Genomic DNA, 17820 nt, shown 5'->3' with positions numbered 1-17820 from the left:
GTCACCGCCCGGACAGGACGGCGGGCCCCAGCCAGCGGCAGGCGGTCAGCGCCAACTCCAGCCCGAGCGGGTCGTTCTCGACCGGGCGACCGAGGATGCCGGTCGCCTTCTCCAGCCGGTATTTGACGGTGTTCTTGTGCACGTGCAGCCGTCCCGCGGCGCCGACGTAGCTGCACTGCGCGGTCAGGAATTCCAGCAGCGTCTCGCGCAGCACCGCCGCGGCCGGGTCGTCGGCGCCCAGCGGCCCCAACGCCGCGGCCACCAGCTCGCGGGTCGCGGCCAGATCGGCGGTGAGCAGCGCCGCCGCCCGCACCCCCGGGTCGGCATAGGAGGTCACCCGGCCGGCCCGGACGCCCGCGGTGACCGCCACGGTGTAGGCGCGCAGCGCGCCGCGGTGGCTGGCGACGAACCCGGCGGTCCCGGCGCCGGGGGCGCCCAGGGCCAGCCGCGCCGCCGGCTCTTCGGCCTCGACGAGGCGGGGCAGCCCCGCGGTGTCGGGGCCGGTCCGGCCGGGCCCCAGCGGCAGCCAGCCCCAGCCGCGGGCCCGGTCCTGGGCCAGGAAGAACGGCGCCCCGGTGGCCCCGAGAGTCTCGGCCACCCGGGTGACGAGCCGCTCAAGGCGGTGCAGCCGCTGAGCCGGCGACTCGGTGTCGGCGGTCCAGACGACCACGGCCAGGTGATGTCCGCGCAGCCGGTAGCCCAGCGCGCGTTCCGCGGCGGCGGTGTCCGCGACCGTGCCGGCGAGCAGGTCGGTCAGCATCGTCGTCCGGACCCGGTTCTGGTTGGCCAGCCACTGCTCGCGTTCGTGTTCGTATTCGGCGACGACGCGTTCGGAGACCCAGTCGATGTAGGCGAACGACCAGGTCTGCAGCCGGGCGGCCGCCAGGTAGGCCACCCGGGCGTCGGGCTCGACCCGGCCGAGCTCGACGGTGAACCAGTCCAGCAGCCAGCGCTGACCCAGCCGGTAGGCCCGGGCCAGCGCATTGGAGGAGATCCCGCACTGCGCGAGCCGGCGGGCGTATTCCACCGCGGCTGCGGGCAGGGCGAGTTCCTCGACGGGGCGGGCCTGCACGGCGGAGTCGACGAACAAGGCGATGTTGCTCTCCAGGCTGTCCTGCAGCAGATCGATGATCGGCTGATCGCCGCGTAGTTCGGGGATGAGCTCGACCAGCCGGGCGTGCAGCGTCGGCCCGACCGTGGGCAGCTCCGCCCCGAGGGCGGCGGCGGCCTCGGCGGCCAGCGTCGCCGCCCGCGCCTCGAGCGCGGCGGCATCGGGTGCGTTCACCGGCGCGCACCCCCTCCCGCGGCCTTGGTCCGGTAATCCAACCGCGATCGGCTTCTCCTGGCACGAGCGCACAAGGATCGGGCGATGTTTGTGCGTCAAGACCAATGACCGTTCCTGTGAGGCACATTACATTGCTAGCGAGACATTGCTAGCGAGACGCAGACCCGACCGCCGACGACCCCGAGGAGCGACCCGACCGTGGCATTGGACTACCTGCCGTGGGCCCGCCCGCCCGGCCGCCCGGCCGGCGGCGGCGACCGGCCCTGCGTACGTAACGAGACCACCGAGTTGACGGCCGCCGAGTTCGCCGAGCGGGTCGAGGCGGCGGCCGGCCAGTTCGCCGAGGCCGGGGTGCGCGCCGGTTCGGTGGTGGCGGTGCTGCTGCCCAACCGGGTCGAACTGCTGATCGCGATCGTCGCGGCGTGGCGACTGGGCGCCGCGGCCACCCCGATCAACCCGGCGCTGACCGCCGAGGAGGCCGGCTACCAGGTCGCCGACGCCGGCGCCGCGCTGATCGTCGCCGAGGCGGCGCCCGGCCCGGCCGCCGACCGCCCCACCCTCACCGCCGAGCAGCTGCGGCACGCCCCGGCTCCGGCCGGCCCGGCGCTGCCCGAGCCGGCGACCCGCCCCGACGATCTGGCGTTCCTGATCTACACCAGCGGCTCCACCGGCCGGCCCAAGGGGGTGCGGCTGCACCACTCCCACCTCGACGCGATGACCGCCGCGATGGTCGAGGCGATGAGCCTCACCGCCGCCGACCACTGCCTGCTGGTGCTGCCGCTGTTCCACGCCAACGCGCTGTGCGTCAGCTTCCTGTCCACCATCCGCGCCGGCGGCCAGCTGTCGGTGCTGCGCCGGTTCCACCCGGTGGAGTTCCTGGCGGCCGTCGACCGGCTGCGGCCCACCTACTTCTCCGCGGTGCCCACCATCTACTCGCATCTGGTGTCGCTGCCCGACGCCGTCACCGCCGACACCTCCTCGGTGCGGTTCGCGGTCTGCGGCGCCGCCCCGGCGCCCGCGGCGCTGCTCGACGCCGTCGAGCAGCGGTTCGGGTTCCCGGTCGTCGAGGGCTACGGGCTGACCGAAGCCACCTGCGGCAGCACCTGCAACCCGCCGGACGGCCTGCGCAAGCCGGGCACCGTCGGGCCCGCGCTGCCGGGTCAGACGGTGGCCGTCATGGCCCCCGACGGGCGGCTGCTCCCACCGGGCGAGGCCGGTGAGGTCGTCATCCGCGGCCCCGAGGTGATGGCCGGCTACCACAACCTGCCCGAGTCGACCGCGGCGGCGCTGCGCGACGGCTGGCTGCACACCGGCGACGTCGGCGTCCTCGACGAGGACGGTTACCTGCGGCTGGTCGACCGGATCAAGGACATGATCATCCGCGGCGGCGAGAACATCTCCCCCAAGGAGATCGAGAACGTGCTGCTGGCCGACCCGGCGGTGCTGGAGGCCGCCGTGGTGGGCCAGCCCGACCCGGTCTACGGCGAAGTGCCGGTCGGCTACGTCGCGCCCCGCCCGCGGCACGCCGTCGACGTCGAGGCGCTGCGGCAGGCCTGTACCCGCCGGCTCACCCGGTTCAAGGTCCCGGCGGCGATCACCGTCCTCGACGCGCTGCCCAAAAACCCCGTCGGCAAGATCGACAAGCCGGCGCTGCGCACCCTGTCCACCCCCGCCACCGCCGACGAAAGGGCCTGAGATGGGCTTTCTGACACCGTCCGAACCACCGGTCGGACCGGCGCACTACCTGACGCTGCCGCTGCGCGAGCGGGTGCGGATCGCCGCCCAGGACTGGCTGTATGAGGGGTTCGGCACCCCCAAGGTGCTCAACCTGGTCTACATCGCCAAGATGCTCGGCCTGTACCTGGCGCTTGGCATCGTGATCACCGCGCTGACCAGCAGCTCGGTGAGCGTCACCGACGTCGGCTCGTGGTGGGCCAACATCGTCACCTACCAGAAGCTGGCCGTCTGGCTGATGCTGCTGGAGGTGCTCGGCCTCGGCGGCGCCTGGGGGCCGCTGTGCGGGCATTTCAAACCGATGACCGGCGGCTGGCGGTTCTGGCTGCGGCCGGGCACCATCCGGCTGGCGCCCTGGCCCGGCATGGTCCCGGGCACCGGCGGGGACACCCGCACCGGCGGCGACGTCGCCGGCTACCTCGCGGTGCTGGCCGCGCTGGTGCTGCCGCTGGCCACCCCGGCCGTCGACGTCGCCGGGTTCGGCGGACAGCAGATCGTGCCCGGCTGGGCGTTCCTGCCGGTGCTCGTGGTCATGCCGCTGATGGGTCTACGCGACAAGGTGATCTTTTTGGCTGGCCGCTCCGAGCAGTACCTGCCGATCATGTTGTGGGCGGCGGTGTTCGGCATCGCCGGGGACTTCGTGTCGATGGTGGTGGCGTTCAAGATCGTCATCGTCTGCGTCTGGGTGGCCGCCGGGGTGTCGAAGTTCACCGAGCACTTCGCGATGGTGGTGCCGCCGATGATCTCCAACAGCCCCGCCATCCCGGTCAAGTTCCTCAAGCGGCTGCAGTACCGGGACGCGCCGCACGACCTGCGGCCCTCCCGGGTGGCCTGGCTGGCCGCGCACCTGCTGGGCACGACGGTGGAGATCGCGGTGCCCATCGTGTTGTTGCTGACCACCAACGCCACCGTGGCGCTGATCGGCGCGGCGGTCATGGTCGCCTTCCACGTGTTCATCACCTCGACGTTCCCGCTGGCGGTGCCGCTGGAGTGGAACATCTTCTTCGGGTACGCGGCGATCAACCTGTGGATCGGCCACGACCCGGCGGTGTTCTCGATCTTCCGGTTCGAGCCGGCGTGGCTGCTGATCCCGATGTTCGTCCTGGCGTTCTTCTTCCCGGTGCTCGGTGAACTGCGCCCGGATCTGGTGTCGTTCCTGCCCGGCATGCGGCAGTACTCGGGCAACTGGGCCACCGGGATCTGGGCGATGCGGCCCGGGGTCGAGGAGCGGCTCAACGCCCTGCCCGGCACGGTGCGGCAGGTCGACCAACTGGTCGCGATGGGCTACGAGCCGGATCAGGCCGAGATGATGGTGCAGCGGGTGGTCGGCTGGCGCAGCCTGCACGGCCAGGGCCGCGGCCTGCTGTCGGTGGCCTGGGAACACCTCGACGACATCGACGCCCGCACGGTGCGGGAAGGCGAGGTGGCGTGCAACACCATCACCGGGTGGAACTTCGGTGACGGGCATCTGCACGGCGAAACTCTCATCGCCGCCCTGCAGAAACGGCTGAACTTCGCGCCCGGTGACTTCGTGGTGATCTACGCCGAGGGGCAGCCGCTGTTCCGCAAGACCCAGGACTACAAGGTGATCGACGCCGCGCTCGGGGTGGTCGAACGGGGCACCTGGCGCACCGCGGACTGCGTGGCCCGCCAGCCGTGGCTGCCCGACGGCCCGGTGCCGCTGACCGTCACCTGGGCCGCGGCCGGCTACACCCGCAAGCACACCCTGACCCGCGCGCCGGAACCGGCGGTATGAGCGCAGCGGTCGTCGTCGGCAGCGGCCCCAACGGGCTGGCCGCCGCGATCCGGCTGGCCCACGCCGGGCTGCGGGTCACCGTGGTGGAAGCCGCCGACCGGCCCGGCGGGGGCGCCCGCACCGCCAAACTGACCCTGCCCGGGCTGCGCCACGACGAGTGCTCGGCGGTCCACCCGACCGCGGTGGCCTCCCCGTACTTCGCGGCGCTGGACCTGGGGCGGCACGGCCTGCGGTGGTGCTGGCCCGACGTCGATCTCGCGCACCCGCTCGACGACGGCCGGGCCGGGGTCGCCGCCCGCGACCCGGACGCGACGGCGGAGTCGCTGGGCGCCGACCATCGCCGCTGGCGGCGGCTGTTCGCGCCGGTGCTCGCCGATTTCGAGCAGGTGATCGGCGAAGTGCTGGGCCCGCCGCTGCACCTGCCGCGGCACCCGCTGGCGCTGGCCCGGTTCGGGCTGCGCGCCGCGTTGCCGGCGACCTGGGTGGCGCGGCTGTTCGCCGACGAGCCGGCCCGCGCGCTGTTCATCGGCTTGGCGGCGCACAAGTTCGGCCGGCTGGACACCCCGCTGAGCACGGCGGTGGGCGCGATATTCGTCGGCACGGCCCACACGGTCGGGTGGCCGGTCGCGGCCGGTGGCAGCGGCGCGATCACCGACGCGCTGGTCGCAGAGTTGACCGCCCACGGCGGCCGGGTCGTCACCGCAACGACGGTGCACGATCTCGGCGAGCTCACCGAGATCGCCGGCGCCACACCGGCGGTGGTCATGTTCGACACCGCCGCACGCGGGGCGCTGCGCATCGCCGGGGGCCGGCTGCCGCCGCGGCTGCGCCGGGCGCTGGACCGGTTCACCTACGGGCCGGCCGCATTCAAGGTCGACTTCGCCATCGACGGGGACATCCCGTGGACCAACCCGCAGTGCCGGCGGGCCGGCACCGTGCACCTCGGCGGCACCGCGGCGCAGATCGCCGCCGCCGAGGCGCAGACCGCCCGCGGGGTGATGCCCGAGCGGCCGTTCGTGCTGCTCGGTCAGCAGTATCTGTGCGACCCGTCCCGGTCGCAGGGCACGGTCAACCCGATCTACGCCTACGCCCATGTGCCACACGGCTATTCCGGTGACGCCACCGGCGCGGTGATCGCCCAGATCGAACGGTTCGCGCCCGGCTTCACCGACCGCATCCTGGCCACCGCCAGCCGCGGCCCGGCCGAGCTGGAGCGGCACAACGCCAACTACGTCGGCGGGGACATCTGCGCCGGCGCCAACTCCGTCACCCAGTTGCTGTTCCGGCCCCGGTTCGCGGCCAACCCCTACCGGCTGGCCGGCGGGCTGTACCTGTGTTCCTCGGCCACCCCGCCGGGCGCCGGGGTGCACGGCATGAACGGTTTCCACGCCGCCGAGACCGCGCTGGCCGATCTGCGCCGCCGCTGAGCGCGCCGCCTCACACGTAGCGGTGCCGCCCGGCCAGCGTCCCGGCCACCAGCTGCACCACGTAGACCACGGTGACCACCAGCCACGGCACCGTCCAGCCGCCGGTGTGCTCGCGCAACAGCCCGAACAGCAGCGGACCCGATGCGGCAAGCAGGTAGCCCAGGCCCTGCGCCATCCCGGACAGCCGGGCGGTCTGCTCGGCGGTACGGGTGCGCAGCGCGATCACGGTGAGAGCCAGGGAGAACACGCTCATCCCCAGCCCGACCAGCACGCTCCACAGCAGCGGGGCCGCCCCCGGCGCGAGCAGCAGCCCGAGCACTCCGACCAGCCCGGGCAGCCCCAGCCCCAGGATCCAGCCGGCCTGGCTGTCCTGGCGGGCGGCCAGCGGGGACAGGAACAGGCTGATCGGCACCGCGATCAGCGAGACCAGGCCCAGCAGCAGCCCGGCCTGGCCCTTGCTGACCCCGCGTTCGATGAACACCTCCGGCAGCCAGCCCATCACCACGTAGGCCAGGAACGCCTGGCTGCCGAAGAACACCGTGACCGTCCACGCCAGCCGGTTGCGCAGCAGGCCGGCGCCGCGCCCCGGCGCCGGGGTGCCGGCGGGCGCCCACAGCCGGTTGTGGCCGCGGGCGGCGATCAGCCACACCGCCAGCGCCCCGCCGGCCAGCACCGCCCAGCTCGCCAGCGCCGGACGCCACCCGCCCAGCGCCGCGGTCAGCGGCGGGGTGAGGGCGAAGCCCAGCGCCCCGCCGCCCTGCAGCGCCGCGGTGTACAGCCCGGTCATCAGCCCGATGCGGGCCGGGAAGGCGCCCTTGACCACGACCGGGATCAGGACGTTGATCAGCGCGATGCCCGCGGTGGCGACCAGGGTGCCACCGAGCATGATCGCCGGACCGGCCGGAACGCGCAGCACCAGCCCGGCGGCCAGGGTGCTCAGCGCCCATGAGATCGCCCGGGCCAGCCCGATCCGGCGGGACAGCCACGGCGCGGCCAGCCCGGCCGCGGCGAAGCACAGCACCGGAAGGGTGGTCAGCACCCCGGCCCAGGCCGCGGACTGACCGAAGGTGCGCCGGATCTCGCCGAGCACCGGGCCGACGCTGGTGATCGCCGGTCGCAGGTTCAGCGCGACCAGCACCACCGCGGCGACCAGCAGCGCACCGCCGCCGCGGTGCGCGCGGAGTCGTTCGAGCGCCGGACGCAGGGGGCTACAGCCAGGTGTCGTCGGTGGTGGCGGTCAAAAACGCCTCCAGGTCGTCCCGCCACTGCGCCGGGGTGGTCTTCTCCGGTTCGATGCCGGTGTAGTCGCCGCGGTAGAACAGCAGCGGGCGCGGCTTGATCTTGGGCACCTCGGACAGCGAGGAGACCGCGCCGAACACCACGAAGTGGTCGCCGCCGTCGTGCACCGAGTCGACGGTGCAGTCGATGTAGGCCAGTGAGCCGTCGATGATCGGCGAGCCCAGCGGCGACGGGGTCCAGTCGATCCCGGCGAACTTGTCCGGTTCGCGCGAGCCGAACCGCGCCGAGACGTGCTTCTGCGACTCGGTCAGCACGTTGACGCAGAACGTGCCGGACGCCTCGATCGCCTGCCAGGACCGCGACACCTTGGTCGGGCAGAACAGCACCAGCGGCGGCTCCAGGGACAGCGCGGCGAACGACTGGCAGGCGAACCCGACCGGGGCGTCCTCGTGGACGGTCGTGATGATCGTGACCCCGGTGCAGAACTGGCCCAGGACGTTGCGGAACGCGCGGGGGTCGATGGCTGCCGCGGTCACTGGTTCTGCATACCCACGGTGAAGTCGTGACCCCACAGGCTGACCGCGGTGGACTCCCGGGCGATCCAGTCGTCGTCGTCGACCTCGAGCCCCTCGCAACCGAATTCGACGTCGAAGCCACTCGGGGTCTTCATGTAGAACGACAGCATCTTGTCGTTGACGTGGCGGCCCAGTGTCGCCGACATCGGCACCTTGCGGCGCAGTGCCCGGTCCAGGCACAGGCCGACGTCGTCGGCCTCCTCGACCTCGACCATCAGGTGCACGATGCCACTCGGGGTCGGCATCGGCAGGAACGCCAGGCTGTGGTGGCGCGGGTTGCAGCCGAAGAAGCGCAGCCAGGCCGGGTCCCCGTCGGCGGGCCGGCCCACCAGCTGCGGGGGCAGCCGCATCGAGTCGCGCAGCCGGAAGCCCAGCACGTCACGGTAGAAGTGCAACGCCTCTGCGTCGTCCTTGGTGGACAGCACCACATGCCCCAGGCCCTGCTCCTCGGTGACGAACCGGTGCCCGTAGGGGCTGACCAGCCGGCGGTGCTCCAGGGCCGCGCCGTGGAAGACCTCCAGGTTGTTGCCCGACGGGTCCTCGAAGGCGATCATCTCGTCGACGCGACGCTCGGCCAGCTGTTCGGCGGTGGCCTCCTTGTAGGGCACGCCCGCGGCGTCCAGCCGGTTGCGGATCTCCTGCACGCCCGCGGCGTTGGCGCACTCCCAGCCCGCGACCGAGAGCCGGTCGTGCTCACCGGGCACGATCACCAAGCGGGCGGGGAACTCGTCCATCCGCAGATACAGGGCGCCCTCGGTGCTGCCCTTGCCCTCGATCATACCGAGCACCTTCAGGCCGTACTCCCGCCACTTGGCGATGTCGGTCGCCTCGATGCGCAGGTACCCCAGGGACCGGATGCTCATCCCGCACCTCCTCAGAAATCGGTGGTCGGCTGGGTGACCGTGTCGGGCCTTCCACCGCGGTTCACCGTCCACCCTGCCCGAAAACTCGTGGCCGTGCCGCCGGAACCCTCCCGGGCGCCGGTGTCACACCATGGTGTCGCCGGGGGGCAGACCGAACTCGTGGTTACCGAAGATGACGTACGCGCGCTCCGGGTCGTTGGCGGCGTGCACCCGGCCGGCGTGGGCGTCACGCCAGAAGCGCTGCACCGGAGCGTCGTTGGCCAGCGCGGTCGCACCGGACGCCTCGAAGAGCCGGTCGATCGAGGCGATCGCCCGGCCGGTGGCGCGCACCTGGTCGCGGCGGGCCCGGGCCCGCAGGTCGAACGGGATCTCCTCGCCGGCCTGCAGCAGCGCGTACTCGTCGGAGACGTTTCCGATCAGCTGGCGCCAGGCGGCGTCGATGTCGCTGGCCGCCTCGGCGATGCGGACCTTGGCGAACGGGTCGTCCTTGGCCTTCTCGCCGGCGAACGCGGCCCGCACCCGCTTGCCCTGGTGCTCGACGTGGGCGTCGTAGGCGCCGTAGGCCATCCCGACGATCGGCGCCGAGATCGTGGTGGGGTGCATGGTGCCCCACGGCATCTTGTACACCGCGGCGGTGTTGGTCTCGTAGCCGCCGGCGGTGTGGTCGTTCATCGCCTTGTAGGACAAGAAGCGGTGCCGCGGCACGAACACATCCTTGACCACGATGGTGTTGCTGCCGGTGCCGCGCAGCCCGACCACGTGCCAGACGTCGTCGATGCGGTAGTCGCTGATCGGGATCAGGAAGCTGCCGAAGTCGACCGGCTTGCCGTTTTTGATGACCGGGCCGCCCAGGAACGCCCAGGTGGCGTGGTCACAGCCCGACGACCAGTTCCAGGACCCGTTGAGGATGTAGCCGTCGGCGTTCTCGGTGACCACCCCGGCACCCATCGGGGCGTACGACGAGGAGATCCGCACGTTGTGGTCCTCGCCCCACACCTCCTGCTGGGCCTTCTGGTCGAACAGCGCCAGGTGCCAGTTGTGCACGCCGATGATCGAGGCCACCCAGCCGGTGGAGCCGCAGGCGCTGGCCAGCCGACGCACCGCCTCGAAGAACACCGCCGGGTCGCACTGCAGGCCACCCCACTGCTCGGGCTGAAGCAGGGTGAAAAAGCCGATGTCCTCCAGGGCCTGGACGTTCTCGGCGGGCAGGCGGCGCAGGTCCTCGGTGGCCTGGGCGCGCTCGCGGAGCTGCGGCAGCAGGTCATCGATACCGGCTAGTACCGCCTGCGCGTCGCGCTGTTGAATGGACGTCACTGCTATTGCCTCCCGGGAGTCGGGCCTCGGATACAGGAAGAGACTAGAACACGTTCCGATTTGTGTCGAGCAGGGTGCCGCTTCAGCAGGTGGCGGCGGGCGGGTGGCTTTCTGTAACCTGTTCTAGTTATGACGGAGAAGAAGGGCTGATCGTGGCGCAATCCGTGACCGAGTCCACCCCGGACGAACCGCTGGGAAGCCACGTCCTGGAATTGGAGATCGACGCCGTCGTCGACGAGACCGACGAGGCGCGTTCGCTGGTGTTCACCGTGCCTGCGGACGCCGACATCCCCGCCGACCGGCTGCGCTACTCGCCGGGGCAGTTCCTGACCCTGCGGGTGCCCAGCGAGCAGACCGGCTCGGTGGCGCGCTGCTATTCGCTGTGCAGCTCCCCGTTCACCGACGACCGGCTGACCGTCACCGTCAAACGCGACGGCGACGGCTACGCCTCGAACTGGCTGTGCGACAACGCCCGACCCGGCATGCGGGTGCATGTGCTGGCCCCGTCGGGCACCTTCGTGCCCAAGACCCTCGACGACGACTTCCTGCTGATCGCGGCGGGCAGCGGCATCACCCCGATGATGGCGATCTGCAAGTCGGCGCTGTCGGAGGGCAGCGGGCAGGTGACGCTGCTCTACGCCAACCGCAACGAGAACTCGGTGATCTTCGCCGCGGCGCTGCGCGAGCTGGCCGCCGCCCACCCCGACCGGTTCAGCGTCGTGCACTGGCTGGAATCGGTGCAGGGCCGGCCCAATCCGGCGGCGCTGGCGCGGCTGGCCGCCGGCTACACCGACCGGCAGGTGTTCATCTGCGGGCCGGGACCGTTCATGCAGGCCGCCAGCGACGCCCTCGAGCAGCTCGAGGTGCCCGCCCAGCAGATCCACATCGAGGTGTTCAAGTCCCTGGAGAGCGACCCGTTCGCCGCGGTCACGATCGAGGAGGCGCCCGAGGGGGCCGAGCCGCCCGCCAGCGTCACCGTGGAGTTGGACGGCGAGACCCAGACCCTGCCGTGGCCGCGGCACGTCAAACTGCTCGACCTGCTGCTCGACGCCGGCCTGGACGCCCCGTTCTCCTGCCGGGAGGGGCACTGCGCGGCCTGCGCCTGCACCCTCAAGGACGGCAAGGTCGCGATGGAGGTCAACGACGTGCTCGACCAGCAGGACCTCGACGAGGGCCTGATCCTGGCCTGTCAGTCCCGCCCGACCACCGGTTCGGTGGAAGTGACCTACGACGACTAGCCGGAACGGTTAGGTTCGCCGTGAGGCGGGCGAGAACGACCGGCGTGGACGAGGGAGAGCGATGAGACGGCTGGCGGCGGTGCTGGCGGGCACCGGGATCGTCGTGGCGGGGCTGCAGCCCGCGGTGGCCGCGGCCGGCTCCAACAGCGCGAGCACGCTGTTCCCGGTCGGCGGAGCCGACCAGCTGGAGACCCACGCCACGCTGGACTGCCCGGCCCCGGCCGGCGAGTGCCGGTTCACCGTCGGGGCCAGCCTGCACACCCCCGCCGGGGTGACCGGGTTCCCCGCCGACCTGTGGTCGCGGCAGAGCACCGTGATCCGCTCCACCCAGCGCACCACCTACTTCGACGTGCACACCGACGGCGGCGAGGGCCCGTGGGGCGACCGCGGCGGGCCGGGGACCAAGGTGTTCAAGGACGGCGGACCGTCCGAGATCACCTCGCTGTACAGCGGGGCGGGGCCGCCGGAGAAGTACCAGACCCACGGCAGCATCAACGTCACCGAGCTGACCACCGGTCAGCCCAAGGTGGGCGCCACCGTGATCCTGTGCACCCACATCCAGGTGGTCTACACCGGGGTGAACATCACCGGTCCGCCCACCTGTGCGCAGACCGTGTTCGACTGACCGGCTACCCGCGGGGCAGGCCGAGCAGCCGCTCGGCGGCCACGGTGAGCAGGATCTGCTCGGTGCCGCCGGCGATCGTCAGGCAGCGGGTGTTGAGGAAATCGAAGACGGTGTCGTCGACCACGACCCCGGCGCCCGCGGAGAGCTCCATGCGGAACTCCGAGAGCGCCTGCCGGTAACGCACCCCGATCAGCTTGCGGGCGCTGGACTCCGCGCCGGGGTCCGCACCGCCGACCGCCAGCTGGGCGATGCGCTGATCGAGCAGCGCACCGACCTGCGCGGACAGCAGCAGCCGGCCCAGCCGGTCCTGCTGGGCCGCGTCGAGGTCGAGCTCGGCGACGGTGCGCAGCAGCTCCTCCATCGGGTTGTCCAGCGCGGTGCCCGCCGCCATCGCGACCCGCTCGTTGGACAGCGTGGTGCGCGCCAACCGCCAGCCGTCGTTGACCGCGCCGACCACCATCTCGTCAGGCACGAACACGTCGTCGAGGAAGACCTCGTTGAACAGGTCGTCGCCGGTGATCTCCCGCAGCGGTCGGATCTCGATACCCGGGGCGGCCATGTCGATGAGGAAGTAGGTGATGCCCTTGTGTTTGGGCGCCTCCGGGTCGGTGCGGGCCAGACACACCCCCCACTGGGCGCGGTGCGCCGCCGAGGTCCACACCTTCTGTCCGGTCAGCCGCCAGCCGCCCTCGGCGCGCACCGCCTTGGTGCGCAGCGAGGCCAGGTCGGATCCGGCGCCCGGCTCGGAGAACATCTGGCACCAGAAGATCTCACCGTTGAGGGTGGCGGGGATGAACCGCTCGATCTGTTCGGGGGTGCCGTGTTCGAGGATGGTCGGCGCCGCCCACCAACCGATGACCAGGTCCGGTCGCTCCACCCCGGCGGCGGCCAGCTCCTGGTCGATCAGCAGCTGCTCGGCCGGCGACGCATTGCGCCCGTAGGGCTTGGGCCAGTGCGGGGCCTGCAGGCCGGCCTCGGCCAGGGCGCGCTGGCGATCCTCGGCCGGCCGGGCGGCGACCTCGGCCACCGCGGCGGTGATCTGCGGACGCAGTTCCTCCACCGAGGCGAGGTCGATGCGCAGCTCGCGGCGCACCCCCTGCCGGGTCAGCGCCGCAACCCGGCGTAGCCAGGCCGGCTGCCCGCCGAGGAACCGCTCGATGCCGTAGGCGCGGCGCAGGTACAGGTGCGCGTCGTGCTCCCAGGTGATGCCGATGCCGCCGAGCACCTGGATGCAGTCCCGCACGTTGGCCTTGGCGGCCTCCACCGCGACCGCGGCGGCCATGGCCGCGGCGATCGACAGCTGCCCGTCGTCGTCCTCGGCGGCGGCGACGGCCGCGTCCGCGGCGGCGATCGAGGCCTGCTCGGAACGCAGCAGCATCTCCGCGCACAGGTGTTTGACGGCCTGGAAGCTGCCGATCGGGCGACCGAACTGCTCGCGCACCTTGGCGTAGTCGGTGGCGGTGCGCAGCGCCCACCGGGCGAGCCCGGCGGCCTCGGCGGCGGCCACCGTGGCGGCCAGGTCCGCGACCCGCTGGGCGGGGGCGGTCAGCTCGGTGACGGCGGCCCCGTCCAGCGTCACCCGCGCCAGCGGCCGGGAGAAGTCGGTGGCCGGCAGCGGTTCGACGCACGCCCCGTCGGCGGCGGCGTCGACCAGCAGCCAGCCGTTCCCGGCCGGGAGCAGCAGCAGCTGGTCGGCCTCGGCGCCCAGGACGTACTCGGCGGTGCCGGAGGCGCGATTACCGTCGACGCGCAGGTCGGCGGCCAGCGCGGCACCCGCGGTGCGCTGCCCGGCGGCCAGCGCCGCCAGCAGCGCTGGGTCGTCGACGCAGAGGGTGGCCAGCGCGGTGGTGGCGATCGGGCCGGGCACGATCGCCGCGGCGGCCTCGTCGACCATGGCGCACAGGTCGGCGACGCTGCCGTCGGCGCCGCCGTGCTCCTCAGCGACCGCGACGCCGAACAGGCCGAGTTGGCCCAGCGCGGCGAAGACCGGGCGCCAGGCGTCGGCGTCGCCGGCCTCGACGGCCCGGACCACGTCGCCGGCGGCCACGCCGGCCGCCCAATCCCGCACCAGCTCCCGCGCGGCGGACTGCTCGTCGGTGATCGTTGGGGACACGCTGGGCTCCTCGGAGTGCTCGGGGTGGATGCGAACCGCGACGGGGTTGCGCGGAACCTACCTTGTGGCCAGACTAGAACGTGTTCTAATGGTGCCAGTAGACGGCCGTCACGTCGACCGCGGCCCCGATAACGGGCCGGTCGGCGGCCCGAGGACAGGGAGGCGAGCGATCGGGATCCATCGTGGGCATCGTCACCTGCGCAACGGTATCGTCGGGCACGGCGCGGTGCCGCCGTCGGCGGCCGGACCGGTGGGGGGTTGATTCGTGGCGACCATGGCCGAATCCACGTTGGGTTCCGAGGCGCAGCGGGAACGCCGCAAGCGGATCCTGGACGCGACGATGGCGATCGCCTCCAAGGGCGGCTACGAGGCCGTGCAGATGCGTGCGGTGGCCGACCGGGCCGACGTGGCCGTCGGCACCCTCTACCGCTACTTCCCGTCCAAGGTTCACCTGCTGGTGTCGGCGCTGGGCCGGGAGTTCGAGCGCATCGACGGCAAGACCGACCGGGCGTCGCTGTCCGGTGACACCCCGTATCAGCGGCTGAGCTCGCTGATCAACCGGCTCAACCGGGCCAACCAGCGCAACCCGCTACTCACCGAGGCGATGACCCGGGCCTATGTGTTCGCCGACGCGTCGGCGGCCACCGAGGTCGACCACGTGGAGAAGATCATCGACTCGATGTTCGCCCGGGCGATGAGCACCGGCGAACCCACCGAGGACCAGTACCACATCGCCCGGGTGATCTCCGACGTCTGGCTGTCGAACCTGCTGGCCTGGCTGACCCGGCGTGCCTCGGCCGCCGACGTCAGCAAGCGGCTGGACCTGGCGGTGCGCCTGCTGGTCGGCGACGGTGAGCATCCGAAGGTCTAGGCGGGCGGTTGCGATGCGCCTCAAGCCCGGTCGCCCCGACCTGACCCGGCATGCCAGGCGGTTCGACGTCGCGGCGGTCGGGCCGCAGTCGCGGGTCGCGGTGACCTGGGCCGGGGTGAGCACCCTGCTGATCGACGACGGCAGCACCGCGGTGCTCACCGACGGCTACTTCTCCCGGCCCGGCCTGGCCCGGGTCGCACTCGGCCGGGTGGCACCCGACCCGGCCCGCATCGACGGCTGCCTGGTCCGGCTCGGGGTGCGGCGGCTGGCCGCTGTCATCCCGGTGCACACCCATATCGACCACGCGCTGGACAGCGCGGTGGTGGCCGAGAAGACCGGCGCGGCCCTGGTCGGCGGGCGGTCGGCGGCCCAACTCGGCGCCGGGCACGGCCTGCCCGCCGACGACGTGGTGGTCGCCGAGCCGGGCGAACCGCTGACGTTCGGGTCCTTCGAGCTGACCCTGGTCGAATCGCGGCACTGCCCGCCGGACCGGTTCCCCGGGGCGATCACCGCGCCGGTGGTACCGCCGGTGCGCGCCTCGGCCTACCGCTGCGGGGAGACCTGGTCGGCGCTGATCGGACACCGGCCGTCCGGGCAGCGGCTGCTGGTGCAGGGCAGCGCGGGGTTCATCCCGGGCGCGCTGGCCGGCCACCGCGCCGAGGTGGTCTACCTGGGGATCGGGCAGCTGGGCCGGCAACCACGGTCCTACCTGGTCGACTACTGGGCCGAGACGGTACGCGCAGTGAGCGGGTCGACCGTGGTGCTGGTGCACTGGGACGACTTCTTCTACTCGCTGTCGAAACCGTTGCGGGCCTTGCCGTATGCCGTCGACGACGTGGACTTCTCGGTGCGGGTGCTCGCCGAGCTCGCCGAGCGTGACGGCGTGACGCTGTCCATGCCGCGGTTGTGGCGGCCCGAGGATCCCTGGGCCTGACCCGGTGCCGGCCCCGGCCGACTCAGCCCGGGTAGGCGCGCGGCAGCGGCATGCCGAGCCCGGCGAGTACCTCGCGCGCCATGCTCGGATAGTCGGTGATCACCCCGTCGACCCCGGCGTCGATCTGGGCGCGCAGCGTGGCGGCGTCGTTGACCGTCCAGGGGATCACCGCCAGCCCCAGCGCGTGCGCCCGCTGCACGAACACGGCGTCGACCGCCTGGTGGGGCGGGGAGGCGATGTCGGCGCCGATGCCCCGAACCGCGGTGAGCGGGTCGGTCCCGTCGGCCGGGTCGACGCCGGCCAACCACGGCGAGCCGGGCCGCCAGGTGTGCTCCTCCCACAGCGCGGCCAGCCGGATCGCCGGTTCGGCGCGGCGGACCAGCGGAAGCGTGCGCCAGTCGAAGCTCTGGATGATGACCCGGTCGGTCAGCCCGGCGGCCCGGACCGCGGCCAGGATCACCTCGACGAACTCCGCCGGGGACGCCGAGGCGGCCGGGTCGTCGGCCTCCACCTTGGTCTCGATGTTGAAGCCGACGTCGGCGCCGGCCGCGGCCACCAGGTCGAACACTTCCGGCAGGGTGGCGAGCCGGGTCCCGGGGAGTGCGGTGGCGGCGGGGAACTCCGGCAGCCGGATCCCGCAGTCCAGGGTGCGCACCTGGGCCAGGGTCAGGTCATGCACCCGCTTGCCGACGTAGGGGAACGCCGGGTCGGCGGGCACCGCCGGCGCGGTGTCGCGGCATTTCGCCGCCTCGATGACCGGATCGTGCCAGACCAGCGGGCGGCGGTCGGCGGTGAGCACCACATCCAGTTCCAGGGTGTCCACGCCGACCCGCAGGGCATGGGCGAACGCCGCCGGCGAGGATTCGGTGGTCTCGCCGCGCCCGCCGCGGTGGGCCTGCAGGTCGAACGTCGCAGGCTCGGCGCGCACCGGCGCGGCCAGCAGCGCGCCGAGCAGCAGCACCACGACCAGCACCGCCACCGGTGCGCCGCGGGGCGGCGCGGTCATCAGCGGCGGCGCTGGCGGGCGATCTCGGCCAGCACCACCCCGGCGGCGACCGAGGCGTTCAGCGACTCGGTGTCCCCGGCCATCGGGATCGACACGATCCGGTCGCATTTCTCCCGGACCAGCCGGGACAGACCCTTGCCCTCCGAGCCGACGACCAGCACCAGCGGTCCGGTGCCGTCGAGTTCGTCGACGGTGGTGTCCCCCTCGGCGTCCAGGCCGATCACCTGCAGCCCGCGGCCGGCCCAATCGACCAGCGCGCGGGTGAGGTTGGCGGCGCGGGCCACCGGCAGCCGGGCGGCCGCGCCCGCGCTGGTGCGCCAGGCGACCGCGGTGACCGCCGCGGAGCGCCGCTGCGGGATCAGCACGCCGTGCCCGCCGAACGCGGCCACCGACCGGACGATGGCGCCCAGGTTGCGCGGGTCGGAGATGTTGTCCAGCGCGACCATCAGCGCGGGCTGAGCGTCGGAGTCCGCGGCGGCCAGCAGGTCGTCGGGGTGGGCGTAGTCATACGGCGGCACCTGCAGTGCGACGCCCTGGTGCAGCCCGTTGGCGGCGATCTTGTCCAGGTCGCTGCGCGGCACCTCCAGGATCGGGATGCCGGTGTCGGCGGCGCGGCGCACGCTCTCGGTGAGCCGCTCGTCGGCGTCGGCGCCCAGCGCCACGTACAGCGCGCTGGCCGGGACGCCGGCGCGCAGGCACTCCACCACCGGGTTGCGGCCCAGCACGGTCTCGGTGTCGTCGCCGCGGCGTTGGGTCTGGCGGGCGGCTTTGGCCTTGGCGCGCTTGGCGGCCGGGTGGTAGGGGCGCTTGTGGGCGGACTGGAGGGCCGCGGGCCCACCC

The 17820-nt window shown here is 72.7% G+C and carries 15 protein-coding genes; 7 read left to right on the top strand and 8 right to left on the bottom strand.

Annotated features, from left to right (window positions below; translation table 11 throughout):
- Nucleotide 1: 1 nt before the first annotated feature.
- On the bottom strand, nt 2–1285 hold the full coding sequence (locus AWC30_RS12250; protein WP_085110506.1) for a PucR family transcriptional regulator: 1284 nt from the start codon (nt 1283–1285) through the stop codon (nt 2–4).
- Nucleotides 1286–1483: 198 nt separating this feature from the next.
- Here AWC30_RS12250 and AWC30_RS12245 point away from each other — a divergent pair, with 198 nt between their 5' ends.
- The 3 genes from AWC30_RS12245 to AWC30_RS12235 are packed head-to-tail and all read left to right on the top strand — an operon-like array spanning nt 1484 to nt 6202.
- Nucleotides 1484–2980: a class I adenylate-forming enzyme family protein gene (locus AWC30_RS12245; RefSeq protein WP_085110505.1), complete on the top strand. Its 1497-nt coding sequence runs from the start codon at nt 1484–1486 to the stop codon at nt 2978–2980.
- A gap of 1 nt (nt 2981) precedes the next feature.
- Nucleotides 2982–4775 carry a DUF3556 domain-containing protein gene (locus AWC30_RS12240; protein WP_085110504.1) on the top strand — a complete coding sequence of 598 codons (1794 nt, stop codon included), beginning with the start codon at nt 2982–2984 and terminating at the stop codon, nt 4773–4775.
- Complete coding sequence (locus AWC30_RS12235) at nt 4772–6202, top strand: phytoene desaturase family protein (RefSeq protein WP_085110503.1); 1431 nt, start codon at nt 4772–4774, stop codon at nt 6200–6202. Before AWC30_RS12240 ends, AWC30_RS12235 begins: the two co-directional genes overlap by 4 nt.
- A gap of 10 nt (nt 6203–6212) precedes the next feature.
- On the opposite strand, the gene AWC30_RS12230 is transcribed toward AWC30_RS12235, so the two are convergent.
- From AWC30_RS12230 to hsaA, 4 genes are all read right to left on the bottom strand, one after another.
- Nucleotides 6213–7406, bottom strand: a complete 1194-nt coding sequence (locus AWC30_RS12230) for a CynX/NimT family MFS transporter (RefSeq protein ID WP_085110502.1) — start codon at nt 7404–7406, stop codon at nt 6213–6215.
- A gap of 4 nt (nt 7407–7410) precedes the next feature.
- Nucleotides 7411–7977 carry a 3-hydroxy-9,10-secoandrosta-1,3,5(10)-triene-9,17-dione monooxygenase reductase subunit gene (gene hsaB, locus AWC30_RS12225; RefSeq protein WP_085110501.1) on the bottom strand — a complete coding sequence of 189 codons (567 nt, stop codon included), beginning with the start codon at nt 7975–7977 and terminating at the stop codon, nt 7411–7413.
- On the bottom strand, nt 7974–8879 hold the full coding sequence (hsaC, locus tag AWC30_RS12220) for an iron-dependent extradiol dioxygenase HsaC (RefSeq protein ID WP_085110500.1): 906 nt from the start codon (nt 8877–8879) through the stop codon (nt 7974–7976). Before hsaC ends, hsaB begins: the two co-directional genes overlap by 4 nt.
- A 123-nt stretch (nt 8880–9002) precedes the next feature.
- The gene (gene hsaA / locus AWC30_RS12215) at nt 9003–10193 is read right to left on the bottom strand and encodes a 3-hydroxy-9,10-secoandrosta-1,3,5(10)-triene-9,17-dione monooxygenase oxygenase subunit (RefSeq protein WP_085110499.1); all 1191 of its coding nucleotides are present in this window, start codon (nt 10191–10193) and stop codon (nt 9003–9005) included.
- A 164-nt stretch (nt 10194–10357) separates the two neighbouring features.
- Between hsaA and AWC30_RS12210 the strand changes: the two genes are divergently transcribed.
- Both AWC30_RS12210 and AWC30_RS12205 read left to right on the top strand, forming a co-directional pair.
- On the top strand, nt 10358–11431 hold the full coding sequence (locus tag AWC30_RS12210; RefSeq protein ID WP_109562046.1) for a ferredoxin--NADP reductase: 1074 nt from the start codon (nt 10358–10360) through the stop codon (nt 11429–11431).
- Between the two features lie 61 nt (nt 11432–11492).
- Nucleotides 11493–12056, top strand: a complete 564-nt coding sequence (locus AWC30_RS12205) for a hypothetical protein (RefSeq protein ID WP_085110497.1) — start codon at nt 11493–11495, stop codon at nt 12054–12056.
- A gap of 4 nt (nt 12057–12060) precedes the next feature.
- Here the strand turns inward: AWC30_RS12205 and AWC30_RS12200 are convergent, their stop codons facing one another.
- The gene (locus AWC30_RS12200; protein ID WP_085110496.1) at nt 12061–14169 is read right to left on the bottom strand and encodes an acyl-CoA dehydrogenase family protein; all 2109 of its coding nucleotides are present in this window, start codon (nt 14167–14169) and stop codon (nt 12061–12063) included.
- Between the two features lie 274 nt (nt 14170–14443).
- On the opposite strand from AWC30_RS12200, the gene kstR reads away from it, so the two are divergent.
- Complete coding sequence (gene kstR / locus AWC30_RS12195) at nt 14444–15040, top strand: cholesterol catabolism transcriptional regulator KstR (protein WP_085110559.1); 597 nt, start codon at nt 14444–14446, stop codon at nt 15038–15040.
- Between the two features lie 13 nt (nt 15041–15053).
- Complete coding sequence (locus tag AWC30_RS12190; protein WP_085110495.1) at nt 15054–15974, top strand: MBL fold metallo-hydrolase; 921 nt, start codon at nt 15054–15056, stop codon at nt 15972–15974.
- 22 nt (nt 15975–15996) lie between these two features.
- On the opposite strand, the gene AWC30_RS12185 is transcribed toward AWC30_RS12190, so the two are convergent.
- Nucleotides 15997–16980 carry a glycerophosphodiester phosphodiesterase gene (locus AWC30_RS12185; protein ID WP_085110494.1) on the bottom strand — a complete coding sequence of 328 codons (984 nt, stop codon included), beginning with the start codon at nt 16978–16980 and terminating at the stop codon, nt 15997–15999.
- Nucleotides 16980–17820: 23S rRNA (guanosine(2251)-2'-O)-methyltransferase RlmB (gene rlmB / locus AWC30_RS12180; protein ID WP_109562045.1), on the bottom strand; the 841-nt coding region annotated here is incomplete at its 5' end. The genes rlmB and AWC30_RS12185, both read right to left, overlap by 1 nt.

The sequence above is a fragment of the Mycolicibacillus trivialis genome (assembly GCF_002102395.1).
GTDB classification, from domain to species: Bacteria; Actinomycetota; Actinomycetes; order Mycobacteriales; family Mycobacteriaceae; genus Mycobacterium; species Mycobacterium triviale.
Note: the sequence above shows the minus strand (reverse complement) of the source record. Positions and strands in the feature narration are given on the sequence as shown.

Bases quoted from the DNA above. Each gene is read 5' to 3' on its own strand.
- hsaC (WP_085110500.1), bottom strand. From the start codon at position 8,879: ATGAGCATCCGGTCCCTGGGGTACCTGCGCATCGAGGCGACCGACATC.
- AWC30_RS12235 (WP_085110503.1), top strand. From the start codon at position 4,772: ATGAGCGCAGCGGTCGTCGTCGGCAGCGGCCCCAACGGGCTGGCCGCC.
- kstR (WP_085110559.1), top strand. From the start codon at position 14,444: ATGGCCGAATCCACGTTGGGTTCCGAGGCGCAGCGGGAACGCCGCAAG.
- AWC30_RS12190 (WP_085110495.1), top strand. From the start codon at position 15,054: ATGCGCCTCAAGCCCGGTCGCCCCGACCTGACCCGGCATGCCAGGCGG.
- AWC30_RS12240 (WP_085110504.1), top strand. From the start codon at position 2,982: ATGGGCTTTCTGACACCGTCCGAACCACCGGTCGGACCGGCGCACTAC.
- AWC30_RS12185 (WP_085110494.1), bottom strand. From the start codon at position 16,980: ATGACCGCGCCGCCCCGCGGCGCACCGGTGGCGGTGCTGGTCGTGGTG.
- AWC30_RS12205 (WP_085110497.1), top strand. From the start codon at position 11,493: ATGAGACGGCTGGCGGCGGTGCTGGCGGGCACCGGGATCGTCGTGGCG.